General features: G+C 59.7%; 14 protein-coding genes and 2 pseudogenes. 5 read left to right on the top strand and 11 right to left on the bottom strand.

Features of this window, described 5'->3' with window-relative positions:
- Positions 1 to 87: 87 nt before the first annotated feature.
- A complete protein-coding gene (locus RBA41_RS29990) occupies positions 88 to 504 on the top strand; it encodes a TM2 domain-containing protein (protein WP_306628025.1) in 417 nt (138 codons plus the stop codon).
- On the opposite strand, the gene RBA41_RS29985 is transcribed toward RBA41_RS29990, so the two are convergent.
- Positions 495 to 2,504: a hypothetical protein gene (locus tag RBA41_RS29985; RefSeq protein WP_306628024.1), complete on the bottom strand. Its 2,010-nt coding sequence runs from the start codon at positions 2,502 to 2,504 to the stop codon at positions 495 to 497. The genes RBA41_RS29990 and RBA41_RS29985 overlap by 10 nt on opposite strands.
- Before the next feature lie 171 nt (positions 2,505 to 2,675).
- Between RBA41_RS29985 and RBA41_RS29980 the strand changes: the two genes are divergently transcribed.
- A complete protein-coding gene (locus RBA41_RS29980; protein ID WP_306628023.1) occupies positions 2,676 to 3,263 on the top strand; it encodes a glycine zipper 2TM domain-containing protein in 588 nt (195 codons plus the stop codon).
- An 86-nt stretch (positions 3,264 to 3,349) separates the two neighbouring features.
- Here RBA41_RS29980 and RBA41_RS29975 read toward each other — a convergent pair whose 3' ends face one another.
- The 6 genes from RBA41_RS29975 to ugpQ all read right to left on the bottom strand — a co-directional run bounded on the left by RBA41_RS29975 (position 3,350) and on the right by ugpQ (position 11,185).
- Positions 3,350 to 5,140 carry an acyl-CoA dehydrogenase gene (locus RBA41_RS29975; RefSeq protein WP_306628022.1) on the bottom strand — a complete coding sequence of 597 codons (1,791 nt, stop codon included), beginning with the start codon at positions 5,138 to 5,140 and terminating at the stop codon, positions 3,350 to 3,352.
- Between the two features lie 124 nt (positions 5,141 to 5,264).
- Positions 5,265 to 6,197 (bottom strand): electron transfer flavoprotein subunit alpha/FixB family protein, encoded by a 933-nt coding sequence (locus RBA41_RS29970; protein ID WP_306628021.1) that lies wholly within the window; start codon positions 6,195 to 6,197, stop codon positions 5,265 to 5,267.
- A gap of 40 nt (positions 6,198 to 6,237) precedes the next feature.
- Positions 6,238 to 6,987, bottom strand: a complete 750-nt coding sequence (locus RBA41_RS29965; RefSeq protein WP_099874742.1) for an electron transfer flavoprotein subunit beta/FixA family protein — start codon at positions 6,985 to 6,987, stop codon at positions 6,238 to 6,240.
- A 204-nt stretch (positions 6,988 to 7,191) separates the two neighbouring features.
- Entirely contained in the window at positions 7,192 to 7,419 is a 228-nt protein-coding gene (locus RBA41_RS29960) for a sulfurtransferase TusA family protein (RefSeq protein ID WP_054268154.1), read from the bottom strand.
- A gap of 308 nt (positions 7,420 to 7,727) precedes the next feature.
- Positions 7,728 to 10,337 carry an alanine--tRNA ligase gene (gene alaS / locus RBA41_RS29955; protein WP_306628020.1) on the bottom strand — a complete coding sequence of 870 codons (2,610 nt, stop codon included), beginning with the start codon at positions 10,335 to 10,337 and terminating at the stop codon, positions 7,728 to 7,730.
- Between the two features lie 95 nt (positions 10,338 to 10,432).
- Positions 10,433 to 11,185 carry a glycerophosphodiester phosphodiesterase gene (ugpQ, locus tag RBA41_RS29950; protein ID WP_306628019.1) on the bottom strand — a complete coding sequence of 251 codons (753 nt, stop codon included), beginning with the start codon at positions 11,183 to 11,185 and terminating at the stop codon, positions 10,433 to 10,435.
- Positions 11,186 to 11,434: 249 nt separating this feature from the next.
- Here ugpQ and RBA41_RS29945 point away from each other — a divergent pair, with 249 nt between their 5' ends.
- Both RBA41_RS29945 and RBA41_RS29940 read left to right on the top strand, forming a co-directional pair.
- Positions 11,435 to 11,557 carry a hypothetical protein gene (locus RBA41_RS29945; RefSeq protein WP_306628018.1) on the top strand — a complete coding sequence of 41 codons (123 nt, stop codon included), beginning with the start codon at positions 11,435 to 11,437 and terminating at the stop codon, positions 11,555 to 11,557.
- Between the two features lie 180 nt (positions 11,558 to 11,737).
- Positions 11,738 to 12,643, top strand: coding sequence for a CPBP family intramembrane glutamic endopeptidase (locus RBA41_RS29940; RefSeq protein WP_306628017.1), 906 nt, complete (start codon positions 11,738 to 11,740; stop codon positions 12,641 to 12,643).
- A 446-nt stretch (positions 12,644 to 13,089) separates the two neighbouring features.
- Here RBA41_RS29940 and RBA41_RS29930 read toward each other — a convergent pair whose 3' ends face one another.
- Both RBA41_RS29930 and RBA41_RS33525 read right to left on the bottom strand, forming a co-directional pair.
- Complete coding sequence (locus tag RBA41_RS29930) at positions 13,090 to 13,692, bottom strand: sigma-70 family RNA polymerase sigma factor (protein WP_306628016.1); 603 nt, start codon at positions 13,690 to 13,692, stop codon at positions 13,090 to 13,092.
- Positions 13,693 to 13,915: 223 nt separating this feature from the next.
- Positions 13,916 to 14,518, bottom strand: a complete 603-nt coding sequence (locus RBA41_RS33525) for an acyl-homoserine-lactone synthase (RefSeq protein WP_374709620.1) — start codon at positions 14,516 to 14,518, stop codon at positions 13,916 to 13,918.
- Between the two features lie 124 nt (positions 14,519 to 14,642).
- On the opposite strand from RBA41_RS33525, the gene RBA41_RS29925 reads away from it, so the two are divergent.
- On the top strand, positions 14,643 to 15,341 hold the full coding sequence (locus tag RBA41_RS29925; protein WP_306628015.1) for a helix-turn-helix transcriptional regulator: 699 nt from the start codon (positions 14,643 to 14,645) through the stop codon (positions 15,339 to 15,341).
- 237 nt (positions 15,342 to 15,578) lie between these two features.
- Here the strand turns inward: RBA41_RS29925 and RBA41_RS29920 are convergent.
- Together RBA41_RS29920 and RBA41_RS29915 are read right to left on the bottom strand one after the other, a co-directional pair.
- Positions 15,579 to 15,743, bottom strand: a pseudogene (locus RBA41_RS29920) (DNA adenine methylase); the annotation flags it as partial.
- Positions 15,744 to 15,870: 127 nt separating this feature from the next.
- Positions 15,871 to 16,402: pseudogene (locus tag RBA41_RS29915) on the bottom strand (DNA adenine methylase); the annotation flags it as partial.

Raw genomic sequence — 16,402 nt, 5'->3', positions numbered from 1 at the left:
TGTCGCAGGAAACGCCGTGCTTTCCGGTCAAAATTGACCGATACTGCCTGCTTTCCCGCTTCCCTGGCCCGCTTCAGGCCCATATTCATGTCCACATCGCACAAAAACAAGACCTTCGCCAGCTTCCTCGCCCTGATCCTCGGGGCCGTCGGCGCGCACCGCTTTTACCTGCGCGGCAGCCTCGACAAGCTGGGCTTGCTGCACCTGGCCAGCCTGCCCGTTGCCGGGCTGGTGTATGGCCTGGCGCCCGAGGCCAACTGGTTTTTCAAGGTCTTGCCGCTGGTGCTGTCGGGCATTATCGGCTTCGTCGAAGCGCTGATGATCGGCCTGACCCCCGACGAAAAATTCGACGCCGCCTTCAATGCCGGCTCAGGCCGCAAGTCGGCGTCGAACTGGGTGCTGGCAGTGTTGTTGGTTTGCACAATGCTGACGGCGGCGACGATGACCATTGCCACCCTCGCCCGCCTCAACGACCTGCTTTACACCGGCGGCGCCTACGGCTGACGCGCATCCGGGGTCATCTTGCCGTGCCGCTCGCGCTGCCTGATATCGCCACGCAGGCGCGCGGCACGCTCGTCAGCCGATTCCTTGCGCAATGCGGACTGCCTGGAAAAGCCGCCCGGCGGGTTGAGCACCAGGTTGGCATCCCAGCTCTCGCCGGCCCGCATCATGAGCGGCGCCGGCAGGCGGTCCACCGCGCTGGCGTCGATCCACGGCGCGATGCGCTGCAGCACCAGCTTGACGCGCGGCTTGATGGCCGGCTCGGCAATGCGGCCGCGCTGGCCCCAGCCGACGATCAGGTCGCTGCCGGTGGTCTGGTTGATATAGCCCACGTCGTAGCGCACGTCGTGGCGGTAGCTCATCATGAATTCCTCGAACAGCATCGCCAGGTCTTCGCGCGAGCTGTCATCCTCGAAAATCGAGTAGGCATAGTCATCCGATGCGCGGTCGGAACCGAAGAAGCGCCCGATATCGGTCGCGGTATAACCCTTCTGCACGGAAGTGGCGGTTTTGCCCTGGTATAGCACCTGCCCCATGCCCAGCATTTCGCTCGACTGCAGCGGGAACTGCACGGCCAGCGCATCCGACGGCAGCGTGCGGTTGCCGACGCGGTCGACGATATTTTCCCAGATCGAGCGCTGCGGATTCATGGCCCGCTCGACCGACGGCAGGAAGTCGTTGGCGTGCGCCAGCTCGTGGTACATCAGGCGGCCCAGGTCGAACAGCAGTTCGTCGGTGGTGCGCGTCACGCGCGTCGTGGATGGATAGCTGCGGCGCGCGTACGCATTGTTCTTCACCGAGCGGCCCAGCGGAATGAAGTTCAGGTTGTCATCGAACGCGGCGCGGTAGTCGGGCACCTCGGTGACGACGTCGCGCTGTTCGGCGGTCAGCCACAGGTTGTTGGCATCGAGATAAATCGCACCGGTGCCGGCACTGTAGAAACTCGGCCGCACGTGCGAACCGATGACGATGCTCGACACGCTCGCCAGCAGGCGGCGGAAATCGCTGTTGGCGTCCTGGGTCAGCAGGAACTGCTCGAAATTGGCGCCCAGGAAGTCGTGCGAGACCAGTACCCGGCCCATCACCTGGGCCACGCTCGGCACCGCGCCGATGCCCGCTTCGGTCTGCAGCGGCGGCAGCACCTCGGCGCTGCACAGCGTGTTCGAGGAACCGGAGTAGCGCACCCCCACATCGTAGGCGCAGCGCGCCAGCACGGCCGCATAGGCGCCGGCCTGGCGGTACGGGTGCACGCGCGCGGTGATGTCGAACAGCGCGCCCTGGCCGGGGGCGGCCTGGCGGTCGAGGCTGATCAGCACGTCGTCGCTGTCCTTCACGCCGCTATTCAAGGTCATGGTGGCGCGGAAACGCAGCGCCACATCGGCGGTGACGTCCGGCGCCTTGAACATCAGCAGTTGCGGGTCTTCGGTATTCATCGTCACGGCCGGGCCGCTGACCTGGGTCCAGACGATGCCGACGACCTTGTCGCCGCCGAACAGGTTCGGCCATGCGCGTACCGAGGTTTCGGTGCCGGGACGCACGGAGTGGTCGGCGCGCAGGGTGAGGAAGCTGCCCACCGGCGCCTCGGTCACGGTGACGTCGGTGCTCAGGGACTGGCGCGAGCCGTCGGCCAGGGTGACGTCGGCGCGCAGGACGATCACGCCTTTTTCGCGCGGCTCGAACGTGATGGTCGGCGTGCGCGCCGCCTGCAGGGTGACCGCGGGGCCGCTGACCTGGCTCCAGCTGACATCGGCCAGCGGTGCGCCGCACGAGAGCACGCTCGCACCGCCAGCCTTGTCGGCAGCGACGGTTTTATCGGCGGCGATGTACGCCTTGCAGCCATCCGGCCTGGTATCGTTTGGCGTGGGCGTCGGTGTGGGCGTGGACGGGGTATCGACCCGGCCCGGCACCCGGGTCGGATCGCCGCCCCCGCCGCCGCAGGCGGTAAACAGGGTGGCGATGGCCAGCGCGACCGGAAGGCGCACTGCGTATTGTTGAATGTTCAAGATAAATCCTGTGGAATAGGGCAAACGTGGGATGTAAAGACCGTGCATGGATTATAAACAGTTGAGGGCAGGCGAAGCGCACCTTGCCGCGAATAATTGCTGTCTCGCAAGTGCTCTACAATACGGTATGCGGCCCGTTGCCGGGCACGATTAATCGATCAGGAGAACACTATGATGAAACGCAATTTGACACTCGCGCTGGTACTGGCGCTGAGCAGCGCGATGGGCACGGTACAGGCCTCGTCGGCGCAGCTGCGCGCCGCCGATGCGCGGTATGCGCAGGACCGCGAGATCTGCAACGACGAGCGTAACGATGGCCAGCGCATGAAATGCCTGCGCGCGGCCAAGTCCGAGAATAACCGCGCCCTGGCGGCGGCGCGTGGGGGCGAGCGTCATGACAATCGCAACGCGCCGCGCGCGGCGGCATGCCGCGACTGCGGCAAGGTGACGGCGGTACGCAGCGCGCGCCAGAACGGCAGTGCGAACGCCCTGGGCGTGATCGGTGGCGGCGCCGTCGGCGGCTTGCTGGGCAATCAGGTGGGCGGCGGTTCGGGCCGCGCGCTGGCCACGGTGGCCGGTGCGGTCGGTGGTGCGTATGCGGGCAAGAAGATCCAGGAACGCGCGAACGCGCATACCGTGTGGACGGTGGATGTCCAATACGACAACGGCCAGCGCCGCTCGTTCAAGTTTAACAATCAGCCGGGCATGCAGCGCGGGGATCGCGTGCGTAATGCGGGCAATTCGATTCGCAGGTCGTAAGAACTGACACCGAAGTCATTGTTCTCAAAACCGTCGTTCCCGCGCCAAGGCGGCACTCGGCGGGAACGACGAGGGTAGTGGCGTTCTTAGAACTGATCTTCCGTCAACGCCAGCACCCCGGCACTACCTTCCACAATCGCCGTGCGCAGTCCCGACGCCTGCGTCAGGATATGGTCCGCGAAGAAGCGCGCCGTGGCGATCTTGGCTTTGTAAAAGCCCGCATCGCCTTCACCGCCATCGATCTTCGCCTGCGCCACCAGCGCCGCGCGTGCCATCACCCAGCCACCGAGCACGATACCGGCCAGTTTCAGGTACAGCACACTGCCCGAGAACACGCCCTTGATGTCGGTCTTCATGTTCGCGGCCACATACTCCACCACCGCTTCCAGCGCCACGCTGCCGTCGGCAAGCGCGCGATGGATCGCCTTGAAGTCCGCACCGTCCATGGCCGCCAGCAGCGCCTCTGTCTCGCGCACCTGGCCGATGATCGACTTGGCCACGGCGCCGCCGTCGCGTACCGTCTTGCGGCCCACCAGGTCGTTCGCCTGGATCGCGGTCGTGCCTTCGTAGATGGTCAGGATCTTGGCGTCGCGGTAGTGCTGCGCCGCGCCGGTTTCCTCGATAAAGCCCATGCCGCCATGAACCTGCACGCCGTCGCGCGTGACGTCCTGCGACATCTCGGTCGACCAGCCTTTGATGATCGGTACCAGGTACTCGTACACCGCCAGGTTGGACGCGCGCACGGCGGCGTCTTCGTGGTGATGGGCGACGTCGCTGATGCCCGCGCCCACATACGCCAGCGCGCGCGCCGCCTCGACCTGCGAACGCATCGACATGAGCATGCGGCGCACATCGGGGTGATGGATGATCGATACGGGACCGGCGGAACCGGCCAGGTCGCGCGACTGCACGCGGTCCTTGGCGAAGGCCACCGCCTGCTGGTAGGCGCGGTCGGCCAGGCCGATGCCCTGCAAGCCCACGCCGAAGCGGGCCGCGTTCATCATGATGAACATGTATTCGAGGCCGCGGTTCTCTTCGCCGACCAGCGTGCCGATCGCGCCGCCATGGTCGCCGAACTGCAGCACCGCGGTGGGGCTGGCCTTGATGCCCAGCTTGTGCTCGATCGAGACGCAGTGCGCATCATTGCGCTCGCCCAGCGAGCCGTCGGCGTTGACCAGGAACTTGGGCACGATGAACAGCGAAATGCCCTTCACGCCCGCGGGTGCGTCCGGCGTGCGCGCCAGCACCAGGTGGACGATGTTCTCGGTCAGGTCGTGCTCACCGTAGGTGATGAAGATCTTGGTGCCGAATACCTTGTAGGTGCCGTCGCCCTGCGGCACGGCGCGCGTGCGCACGGCGGCCAGGTCCGACCCGGCCTGGGGCTCGGTCAGGTTCATGGTGCCGGTCCATTTGCCCGACACCAGCGGCTCGAGGTAGGTGGCCTTTTGCTCGCTTGATCCGGCCGTCAGCAGCGCTTCGATCGCGCCGTCCGACAGCAAGGCCACCAACGCGAAGGAGATGCTCGACGCGTTGAGCATTTCGATGCACGGCGTGGCAACCAGCTTGGGCAAGCCCTGGCCGCCGAAATCGGTCGGGTGCTGCACGCCCTGCCAGCCGGCTTCCGCGAAGCCCTTGAAGGCATCCTTGAAGCCCTTGGAGGTAGTCACCTGGCCGTCGTGCCAGAAGCTCGGCTCCTTGTCGCTGGAATGGTTCAATGGCGCGACGACGTTGGCGCAGAATTTCGCGTTTTCTTCGAGGACTGCTTCGACCGTATCGGCGGTGGCGTCTTCGCAACCGGGCAGCGTGTTGACGGTGGACAGTCCGGCCAGTTCGTTCATCACGAACAGCATGTCTTTCAGCGGGGCTTTGTAAGTCACCTTGATCTCCTAAAATTGCGCTTCCAATGGACGTGTAGGGTGGGCACAGGGTTCCCGTGCCCACCCTACAGGTGTTTACTGCAGTGTTACTTCGCGCGGTAACCGACGCGGTAGCCGACGCGGCTTAGCCGAGTTGCTTGACCAGCTCAGGCACCACCTCGAACAGGTCGCCAACGATGCCGTAGTCGGCCACCGAGAAGATCGGCGCTTCCGGATCCTTGTTGATCGCGACGATGGTCTTCGAGTCCTTCATGCCGGCCAAATGCTGGATGGCGCCGGAAATGCCGACCGCGATGTACAGCGACGGTGCGACGATCTTGCCGGTCTGGCCAACCTGCCAGTCGTTCGGCACGTAGCCCGCGTCGACCGCGGCGCGCGAGGCACCCATGGCGGCATTGAGCTTGTCGGCCAGCGGTTCCAGGATCTTGAAGTTGTCGCCCGAGCCCATGCCGCGGCCACCGGAGACGATGATTTTTGCAGCGGTCAGTTCAGGACGATCCGACTTGGCCAGCTCGCGGCCGACGAAGCTCGACTTGCCCGAATCGGCAACCGCGCCAATGGCTTCGGTGGCAGCCGAGCCGCCTTCGGCCGCGGCCGAATCGAAACCGGTGGTGCGCACGGTGATGACCTTGATCTTGTCCGACGACTGCACGGTGGCGATGGCGTTACCGGCGTAGATGGGACGCTCGAAGGTATCCGGCGAATCGACCTTGGTGATCTCGGAGATCTGCGCCACGTCCAGCTTGGCGGCCACGCGCGGCAGGATGTTCTTGCCGTAGGCGGTTGCGGGAGCGAGGATGTGCGAGTACGACGCAGCCAGGCCCAGGATCTGCTCGGCCACGTTTTCGGCCAGGCCGTCGGCGTGGTGAGGCGCGTCGGCCACGAGGACCTTGGTCACGCCGGCGATGGCGGCTGCTTGCGCCGCGGCGGCGCCGCAGTTGCTGCCAGCAACGAGGATATGCACTTCGCCGCCGCAGGCGATCGCAGCGGTGACGGTGTGGTGGGTGCTTCCCTTGAGGGAGGCGTTGTCGTGTTCAGCAATAACTAATGCGACCATGATTTTTCCTGTATTTTTAGGTGAGACGGCCAGGCCGCGATCAGATAACTTTGGCTTCGGTGCGCAGCTTGGCGACCAGGGTCGCCGCATCCGGCACCTTGATGCCGGCCGAACGCTTGGCTGGCTCGACGACCTTCAAGGTCTTCAGGCGCGGCGCGACATCGACGCCCAGTTCTTCCGGCTTGACCACGTCCAGCGGCTTTTTCTTGGCCTTCATGATGTTCGGCAGGGTCACGTAGCGCGGCTCGTTCAGGCGCAGGTCGGTCGTGACGATGGCCGGCAGCGTGAGCGCCAGGGTTTCCAGGCCGCCGTCGACTTCACGGGTGACGGTCACTTTGCCGTCTTCCAGCACGACTTTCGAGGCGAACGTGGCTTGCGGCCAGCCCAGCAGGGCGGCGAGCATCTGGCCGGTCTGGTTCGAGTCGTCATCGATGGCTTGCTTGCCCAGGATGATCAGCTGCGGCTGCTCCTTGTCGGCCAGCGCCTTGAGCAGCTTGGCCACGGCCAGCGGTTCGAGGTCGGCGCTCGTTTCGACCAGGATGCCGCGGTCGGCGCCAATGGCCATGCCGGTGCGCAGGGTTTCCTGGCACTGGGTCACGCCGCAGGACACAGCCACCACTTCGGTGACCTTGCCGGCTTCCTTCAGACGCATCGCTTCTTCCAGCGCGATCTCGTCGAAAGGATTCATCGACATTTTGACATTGGCGATATCGACGCCGCTGCCGTCGGATTTCACACGCACTTTGACGTTGTAGTCGACCACGCGTTTGACGGGAACCAGGACTTTCATAGGGGTGCCTTTGGAAGAATAAATAAGGTGACTTGACTAAAGTGGCCTAGATTATAAGAGATAAACCGTTTTCACGCTAAATTAAAGCACGATCGTGCGATTTTTAGCTAGAGGAAAACCCCTAATCGTCGGGCTTTGTCATGATGTCGGGAAAATGTCGGACCAGATCGGCGGGGCGTGCCGGTGCCTGCCCCGTCCGGAATCTTATTTGCGGCGCATCAAAAAGATGAATTCGCGGCCGTTTTGGGTGTGGGAAACGAGGGCGTTGCCGGTCTGCTTGGCAAAAGCCTGGAAGTCGCGCACGGAGCCGGTATCGGTGGCGACGATGCGCAGCACTTCTCCGGTTTCCATCTCTGCGAGCGCCTTCTTTGCCTTGAGGATCGGCAGTGGGCAGTTGAGTCCCCGTGCATCGAGTTCCTTTTGGTATTCCATGATCTCGCTGTCGAAAGTTGTATCGCTCATCGCTTGCTCTTAGGGTGGATTGGATTACTCACCCAACAAATATACTCCAAATCCGCAAATTTGACGCACCGCACCAATATATAAATTGCTTGTTGCATGGTCACAACGACAATAACGGCCTTGCAACGGAAGTTGTAAGCTGCGCGTAAGAAATGTCTGAAGTGGATATCGAGTCGGTCGACGCAATACTGTGACGCATGGTTAGCCTGGCGCCGTCTCCCGCGCGCTAAAACGCGGGGGAGACGGCGCCAAAGGCATTGGCGCAAGGTGCGGCTTGCTTACGCGCGCTCAGCCACCCAGGCTGCCACACCGGCCAGCGCCGCATTCAGGCCGCTCGGATCGGTGCCGCCGGCACGCGCCATGTCCGGGCGTCCGCCGCCCTTGCCGCCGACTTGCTGGGCCACGAAGTTGACCAGCTCGCCCGCCTTGACCTTGGACGTGGCGTCCGCGGTGACGCCGGCGATCAGGCTCACCTTGCCGTCAGCCACGCTGGCGAGCACGATGGCGGCCGTTTTCAGCTTGTCCTTGAGCTTGTCCATGGTCTCGCCCAGGCGCGCCGAATCGGCGCCTTCCAGGATCGCTGCAACGACCTTGATGCCGTTCACGTCAACGGCTTGCGTTACCAGTTCATCGCCCTGCCCTGCCGCCAGTTTCGACTTCAGTGCGGCCAATTCCTTTTCCAGCGACTTGACGTGATCCTGCACCTGCGCGATGCGGTTGGTCAGTTCGTCCGGCGTGGTTTTCAGCGCGCCGGCAGCTTCCTGCACGCGGCGGTTGAGCGACTGCACCAGCGCCAGCGCGCCTTCGCCGGTGACGGCTTCGACGCGGCGGACACCCGCTGCGACGCCGCCTTCGCCGATGATCTTGAACAGGCCAATGTCGCCGGTGCGGCCCACGTGGACGCCACCGCACAGCTCTTTGGACGAACCGATATCGAGCACGCGCACTTCGTCGCCGTACTTCTCGCCGAACAGCGCCATGGCGCCATGCTTGACGGCGTCATCGAACGTCATGTTATGTGCGGCGGTGGCGTGATTTTCCAGGATTTCGCGGTTGACGATCACTTCGACCTGGGCGATCTGGTCGGCCGTCAGCGGTGCGTTGTGCGAGAAGTCGAAACGGGTGCGGTCCGGATCGACCACCGAACCTTTTTGCGCCACATGGCCGCCCAGCACTTCGCGCAGCGCCTTGTGCATCAGGTGCGTTGCGGAGTGATTGCGGATGGTGCGCGCGCGCGTGGTTTCATCGACCAGCGCGTCGACCGTGTCGCCCACCTTCAGGGAACCGGACACCACATCGCCGTGATGGCCGAACACGTCCGCCTGGACCTTGAGGGTATCTTCGACCTTGAACTGCGCGCCAGCCGATTTGATGACACCCTGGTCGCCAACCTGGCCGCCGGATTCGGCGTAGAACGGGGTGGTGTCGAGCACCACGACGCCGGTCTGGCCGTTTTTCAGTTCCTGCACCGAGACCCCGTCCGCATACAGCGCGACGATCTTGCTGCCGTGGGTCAGGCTATCGTAGCCGACGAACTTGTTCTTCTCGCCCGTGTATTCAACCCCGGCAGCCATTTTGAACTTGCCGTTCTTGCGCGCCAGGGCCTTGGCTTCCGCCATGGCGGCGTGAAAGCCTGCCTCGTCGAGCGAGATGTTGCGCTCGCGGCAGATATCGGCCGTCAGGTCGAGCGGGAAGCCGTAGGTGTCGTACAGCGTGAAGGCGGTGGCGCCGTCCAGGTTCTTGCTGTCCTTGGCCAGGCGCGCTTCGAGGATCTTCATGCCGTTTTCCAGCGTCTCGCCGAAACGCTCTTCCTCGGCCTTGATCATCGCGGCGACGCGGTCCTTGGCGTCGGCCAGTTCCGGATAGGCGGTACCCATTTCGGCGTTCAGGTCGTCCACCAGCTTGAAGAAGAATGGCTTGGTCTGGCCCAGCTTGTGGCCGTGGCGCAGCGCGCGGCGGATGATGCGGCGCAGGACGTAGCCGTGGCCTTCAGGGCCGGGGATGATGCCGTCGACGATCAGGAACGAGGCGGCGCGGATGTGGTCCGCGATCACGCGCAGCGATTTGCTTTCGAGGTCGGTGGCGCCGGTTTCGCGCGCGGCGGCCTTGATCAGTGCCTGGAACAGGTCGATCTCGTAGTTCGAGTGCACGTGCTGCAGCACGGCGGCGAGGCGCTCCATGCCCATGCCGGTGTCGACGCACGGCTTGGGCAGCTTGTGCATGACGCCCGCTTCGTCGCGGTTGAACTGCATGAACACCAGGTTCCAGATTTCGATGAAGCGGTCGCCGTCTTCGTCGGGCGAGCCTGGCGGGCCGCCCGGAATGTCGGCGCCGTGGTCGTAGAATATCTCGGTGCACGGGCCGCACGGGCCGGTGTCGGCCATCTGCCAGAAGTTATCCGACGCGTAGCGCGCGCCCTTGTTGTCGCCGATGCGGATGATGCGCTCTTTCGGCACGCCGATCTCGTTGGCCCAGATGTCGTAGGCTTCGTCGTCTTCGTGGTAGACGGTGACGGTCAGTTTGTCGGCCGGCAGCGCGTAGATCTTGGTCAGCAGCTCCCAGGCGTAGTTGATGGCGTCGCGCTTGAAGTAGTCGCCGAAGCTGAAGTTACCCAGCATTTCGAAGAAGGTGTGGTGACGCGCGGTGTAGCCGACATTTTCCAGGTCGTTGTGCTTGCCGCCGGCGCGCACGCAGCGCTGCACGGAGGTGGCGCGCGAGTACGGACGCGTGTCGGTGCCGATAAACACGTCCTTGAACTGCACCATGCCGCTGTTGGTCAACAACATGGTCGGATCGTTACCCGGAACCAGCGGACTGGAGCGGACAATCGTATGGCCTTTGGATTCAAAGAATTTCAGGAATTTGTCGCGGATTTCGGATGATTTCATGTCGTATGGGCGTGAGAGGGCAGCATGCTATAAAAAAACGATTATAGCGTATGCGACTGGAGTAAACAGCGGGGCCAGGCAGCGTCAGCCGCGTCCTAAGCGAAATCCGGCCCGATCAGGTCGATGCGGTCGGTGCAGAAGGCATCCACGCCCCAGGCCAGGATTTCGCGCGCGCGCAGCGGATCGTTGACGGTGTAGCAAAACAGGCCATAACCGGCCTGCTTGATCTGGTGCGCCAGCGCTTCGTTCAGGTGTTTGTGGTTGGTGTGGATCGCCACCGCCTCAAGTTCGCGGGCCTGGGTTTGCCAACCCTCGTCCATGCGGTCGAGCAGCAAGGCGCGCGGCAGGTCGGGCGCCGCCTTCAGGGCAGCGGCCAGTGCGACGGGGCTGAAGGACGACAGCAGCGGTATCTGGCGCGGGTCGTCCTGCGCGATTGCCAGCCCGAACAGGGCGCGCGTGAGGCTGGCGACCGCCTTGCCCGTTTCCTCCTCGAATCCGGGGGCGGGCTTGATCTCGATATTCATCCAGATGCCGTGGTCCTTGCAGAACTGGACGAACTGGGTGAACAGGGGCACCGTTTCGCCCTTGTACTGCGCGCTGAACCAGTTGCCGGCGTCCATGGTGACCAGTTCGGCGGCGTCGTAGTCGTACACATTGCCCGAACCGGCGATGGTGCGCCCGAGATACGGGTCGTGCATGACGACCGGCACGCCGTCACGCGCCAGCATGACATCGAATTCGACCGCGTGAAAGCCGTGCGCGAGGCCGCAGCGCAGGCCGGCGATGGTGTTTTCGGGCGCAAGCTTGCCGCCGCCGCGGTGCGCCAGGAAGTTAGGATAGTTCCACATAGGCGCGAGCTTATCATGTTCCAAGGTCCAAAATGGGCTCACTCATCGCAGAGTCCGGATCGTAGGCGCGCGTTCGACGCCATAAATCTACTCGACGCGCTTGATCCCTGAAAAGCGCACGTTTAACGACATGAACCGATGTGTATTCGCAGTACTTCTAAAACAATACTTGAGGAAACTCAGCGCAAAAATATTTTCCCATTATAGAGTTGCCCCAGCCAATAGCGGCTGCCACAAGGAGAAGTACCCATGCAGGACTTAAATCTTGAAGAAATCGCGATGGTGTCGGGCGGCTGCGAACGCCGCAGGTTTGACCTCGTCCAGAACGCGCAGTCGGATTGGGGCCACCGCACTAACGATATTTCTAACTGACTAGGCGAGCTGGGCTCGTCAATAGGTACCGCTCTATACGACCTGTTTCATTGAGCCCAGCATTCAACGTCTGAATTTCTGAAAATATCGCGTCGCATACCGCTGACGCGATATTTTCACATTCAGTATTCCTGAACTGCGAATCAGTCAAATACACCATATCATAAGCAGGCATACCAAATGACGCTGAAAATTTTATTGCTCATATTAGTTTTCGGCATGGTCTTGCGAGCCGTATTATTTATTTCCGTAACAACATATTGGCCAAACGCCGCGTATTATACAGACCATCTGTGCGCATCAATCATGTTCGTGGCAATGGCCGCAGCGAGCGCTCATCAGTTTCAAATCAGCCGCAAAAGATTTTCTTTGATTGTGGGCGGCACAATAACGAAACGCCAGATCGCGCTGTCTGTGACTGTCGGAATTTTACTGCTAATGCTTACCTACGGTGAAAGCGCCATTTTCACGAAAATCGCGGCGTACTACGACGTCGAAGCAGCGTATGGCTTAGGCAAGTATCATGCTGAAGCATACATTTCCCACCCCTTCTTTTCGCTCCATGTCTTGACGTTCATTACTTTCAGCGTCGTTTTTCCCGCCGTATTTGAAGAAGTTTTTTTTCGTGGACTGATATTTCGCTCCATCAACGAACACAAGTCTTTTTTCCTGAGCGCTGTCTTAACTTCGGTTATCTTCACGGCAATACATTTCTCGAAGACTATTTACGTCGGGACGTTCTTATTCTCCCTTGTACTGTCTTACCTTTACGCCACCACACGTTCGCTGCAAACCTGCATGATAGCGCATGCCACGTTCAACCTGCTTGCCTTCATAAGCCAGCATTATTTCGACTTTCACCGCATCCGCAGCATGAACGAATTAAACGAATGGCATCAGTGGATACCCGAGCTCGCCATGCTCGGCGTAGCATTGATTGCATTTGGATGGATTATCTTTATATCGAGGGATGCAATCAGACACGCGTCCCTTCCTGCCCTGCCGCCTGTACAGCATGCGGACGAAAAACAGCGGCGAACCGAGATACACGAAGGTAGCGAGTCGGCACATCTACATTCGTCGTAGTCACACCATATAAAGTTTCAGCCACATAAGCCACAACATTCTCAAGCGCATGCCGCATGTGGATGATCTTGTGTTTCCTGGGCGAAGGCAAGGTACAGCGCTGTCGGATATGAGCTTGACGGCTGTGCTGCGGCGCATGAGCCGGCCCGATATGACTGTGCACGGCTTTCGATCCACCTTCCGCGATTGGTGTGCCGAGTCTGTGGCGAACTCATTCCCCCGCGAGGTATGCGAGCATGCGCTTGCCCACAGTCTCCCCGACAAAGTAGAAGCCGCTTACCGGCGCGGGGACTTGCTCGTCAAACGCACCATGCTTATGCAGACGTGGGCAGATTTTTGCGCTGGCAAAATATTGGGCTGAGCATTCGTGCGCTGCGAAAGTAGAGCCGGGGAAACCCGGCTTTTTTTCGGCATTTGGAAACGCCTCGGAACACCGCACCTCCCGGCTAAAAGCGGCTAGGTCTAGATGAGTCAAGCAAGGGGGTTATCTGTTTAACAATTTCCTGCCTCGCTCGAAAAATCCGGCTTCGTACGGTCCCGACGGGGCACTGCATGATTTTTGAGATTTCCTCGTAACTGAGACCTTCAAGTTCCCGAAGAACGATCGAGGTCCGCTCGTCCAGTGTCAGCGAGTTCAAAGCCGAATAGATTGCCAAAGCAAGTTGCTTGTTTTCAAGCGCCGACTCTGGCGTATGCATATCAGCTATATTCTCCGCATCGGCGAACGTTGGACCCTGCTCTACATGGGTTTGAATGAAGGTTCGATTCCGCTTGGCCTGTGTAATAAGATATTGTTTCGCAGTGTTGACCCCGATTGTGTAAAGCCACGTGTAGAAGGCGCACTCGCCCCTGAAATCTGCTAAACCTCGGTAAGCCTTTATGAATGACTCCTGCACCAAGTCCTCAGCTTGGATTCTGTCATAAACGAGTTGCGATATTAATCGCATCAGCCGACGCTGATATTTAACTACAAGCATGTCGAAACTTTTCCGACAACCAGTCTTAGCCCGATCCACGAGCAGTTGATCACATTCACGTTCCGTAGTCACGAAGTCCCCTCTCTGATGAGTTCGGACAGATCGATCACCTAAATGTTTGCCCGAAAAATCCACCGGTAAATATATCCCGTAGTTTTCAAGGTAGTTATGAATGGCAAGTTGTGTAGGGGTGGCCTCTTTTCTTTGCGATGTGTTATAAATATCTTAATACAGAAAAAAGAGGCCACTCGCACAAATACGTAGACTACTGATCAGTATCAGATGATGCAGCAAATCAAGCCGCCACTGCTCCGGGGAAAGTAATCCCCAAAGCATTCTTTGTTATATCGTCAAGCTCAATCCAGAATGCACAAACGGAGTGCCCATGCAACTGCATCGTGGGACTAGCACGGGACGCGTTTACCCCGAGCCGGAACAAGATTCGCTCCATAGCGACCGCAGAGACCGCGATGAAGCGCTTCACATCGTGTTCGAGTGCGCATTGCACAGCAGCACGCAAGACTGCCCGGCCCGCCCAAAAATCGGCTTGGCGCCGATGTTCGCCTGGACTGCGAAGATCAACAGAGCACAAACGGGAGAGTTCCCATACAGCAGGTGAGCGAGGAATTACGGCCCCATCCATAAGCTGAGGAAACACCTCGCTGAGCAAATATGGCTCCGTGGTAGGAAGCAGGCGCGCATAGCCAACCGTGGTGCCAGCATCGCGTAGACATACATGGTAGGTCCGGTCGCTATCGAATTGGTCAACCTCAAGCCCGGCGCCGGCGTCGGGCAGAGTCCATTTCAATCGTTCAACAAAAACTGCGTATCTATAAGAGAAAATTTGATTTAGGTCAACTAGACTTAGTTGTGATGCTCTAGCGTACAAGGTATTCATAGCGCCTCCATTTATGTAGGAAGCATCATTGAACCTTTTTTTTAATTGCCTAAGAATTCGCATTAATGCGAAGTCTGGCTACCATCATTTACGTTGTTGTTAATGAACACACGTTAGAAAAATTATGCAAATACGTGACGATGTGATGTATGAAATCTCTACATCTTCCAGCAGTGAGGCTGCATTCAACGTCTTGAAGGAAGAGGCGCTTCGCCTCGGCATGCAGAACGTCTCATGGGGATTGAAGCCTCCCGTGGCGTTGGATGGGATCGCTACGTTCGATAGTTACGCCCCAGAATGGATGGCGCGCTACGCCGAAAACAACTACCTCGCGTGCGACCCGACTATCAAGCACGGCTTGACTTCTATGGGGCCATTTCTTTGGTCTCAGACAAAGGCACTGGCACCCGAGTTTTGGGAGGATGCCGATTCTTATGGGCTGCGCGTTGGATTCGCACAAAGCCAATGGGATCGTCATGGGAACTGCTCAATGCTTTCCTTTAGTCGTGACCGCACGGAATTTTCACAATCCGAATTGGCGCTAAAACTACCGCAACTTGCATGGCTGGCTCCAATTGCCCATGCTGGAATGATCACGCACATAAATTCTGACAAGATTATAGAAACACCTACCGCGCTTACCAGGCGCGAGTCTGAGATACTGCAATGGGTGAGCACCGGTCTAACCTCTCAGCAAATCGCAGATAGACTTCGTGTAACAAAAGCCACGGTCGACAAGCACATGGAGGCCGTCCGATCAAAACTTTGTGCTGAGAATAAAGTGGACGCAGTGGTCAAAGCTATCCGCTGGGGCATCATATAGTTGAGTCGGGAATACACCGGAGCGCGGCATATCCAAGCTTCAAATATCACCACCCTCATCCCTGGCTTTCCGGGCGAGCGTGGGTATTCCGAGTCACGGAACAACGACTCGCTCGCATCCAGTGTTGACGTTAGGTATCCGCAGACCTAGCGGGGCGGCGGAGGCCGGACGGTATTAGCGCCGGACCCGACCAGGCTATTCGCCTTCGTCGTCATCGCCAGCCTCACAGCTTACGGGTCAGAAAAGTCCTACCGGATCGAGTTTGCGGTCCCAACTGTAAATAACGACCTCGTTTCGATCCACGGCCTTGCCGCCCCCGCCCACCGTGTACGAAATTGGCACCGTGTCCATGTCGAACGCGGCAAAAACACGCCGGATGTCGGGATGATCGTTAAGGCTGAGAAGTAACTATTCAGCCTCTATGAAGGGCTACCAAAAACCAGCAATTTTTGCTTAAAAAATGTGCAGAAATGCCCCCATTTTCTCAATTTCCCAGCAAAAATTTTGACTTTTTCGCTAGCTGTCATAGAGGCTGAACAGTTACGCTGAGAATTGCTTTCCCTTGCAGCTTAGCCATCATGCTGGCCATCTTCTCGTACTCTTGGATTCCGAACTCGACCCCGTACCCGGCTGTCTGCCAATACGGCGGATCAAGATAGAAAAGCGTGTGCGGCCGGTCATATCGCTCCATGAGCTTGCACCAATCCATGTTCTCGATGAAGGCGCCAGAAAGCCTCAAGTGGGCGGCAGAAAGGTTTTCTTTCTTCGATGCGCAAGAGGTTGACTGGAGGCGTGGTAGTTGCGGTGCCCCAGCTTTGCCCGTCCACCTTTCCGCCAAAGGCGTGCTGCTGCAAATAAAAGAACCGCACTGCGCGCTGAATGTCCGTGAGCGTGTCGGGCGGTGTCGCCTGATGCCACGTGAACACTTCCCTACTCGCCAACGCGTACTTGAAATGACGGACGAACTCTTCCAAATGATTTTGCATGACCCGGTAGAGACGGACCAGTTCGCCGTTGATATCGTTGATGACTTCCACGTCGGCCGGAGGCCGCATAAAGTA

The organism is Massilia scottii, from assembly GCF_030846495.1.
In the GTDB taxonomy this organism is placed as follows: Bacteria; Pseudomonadota; Gammaproteobacteria; order Burkholderiales; family Burkholderiaceae_D; genus Telluria_A; species Telluria_A violaceinigra.
Note: the sequence above shows the minus strand (reverse complement) of the source record. Positions and strands in the feature narration are given on the sequence as shown.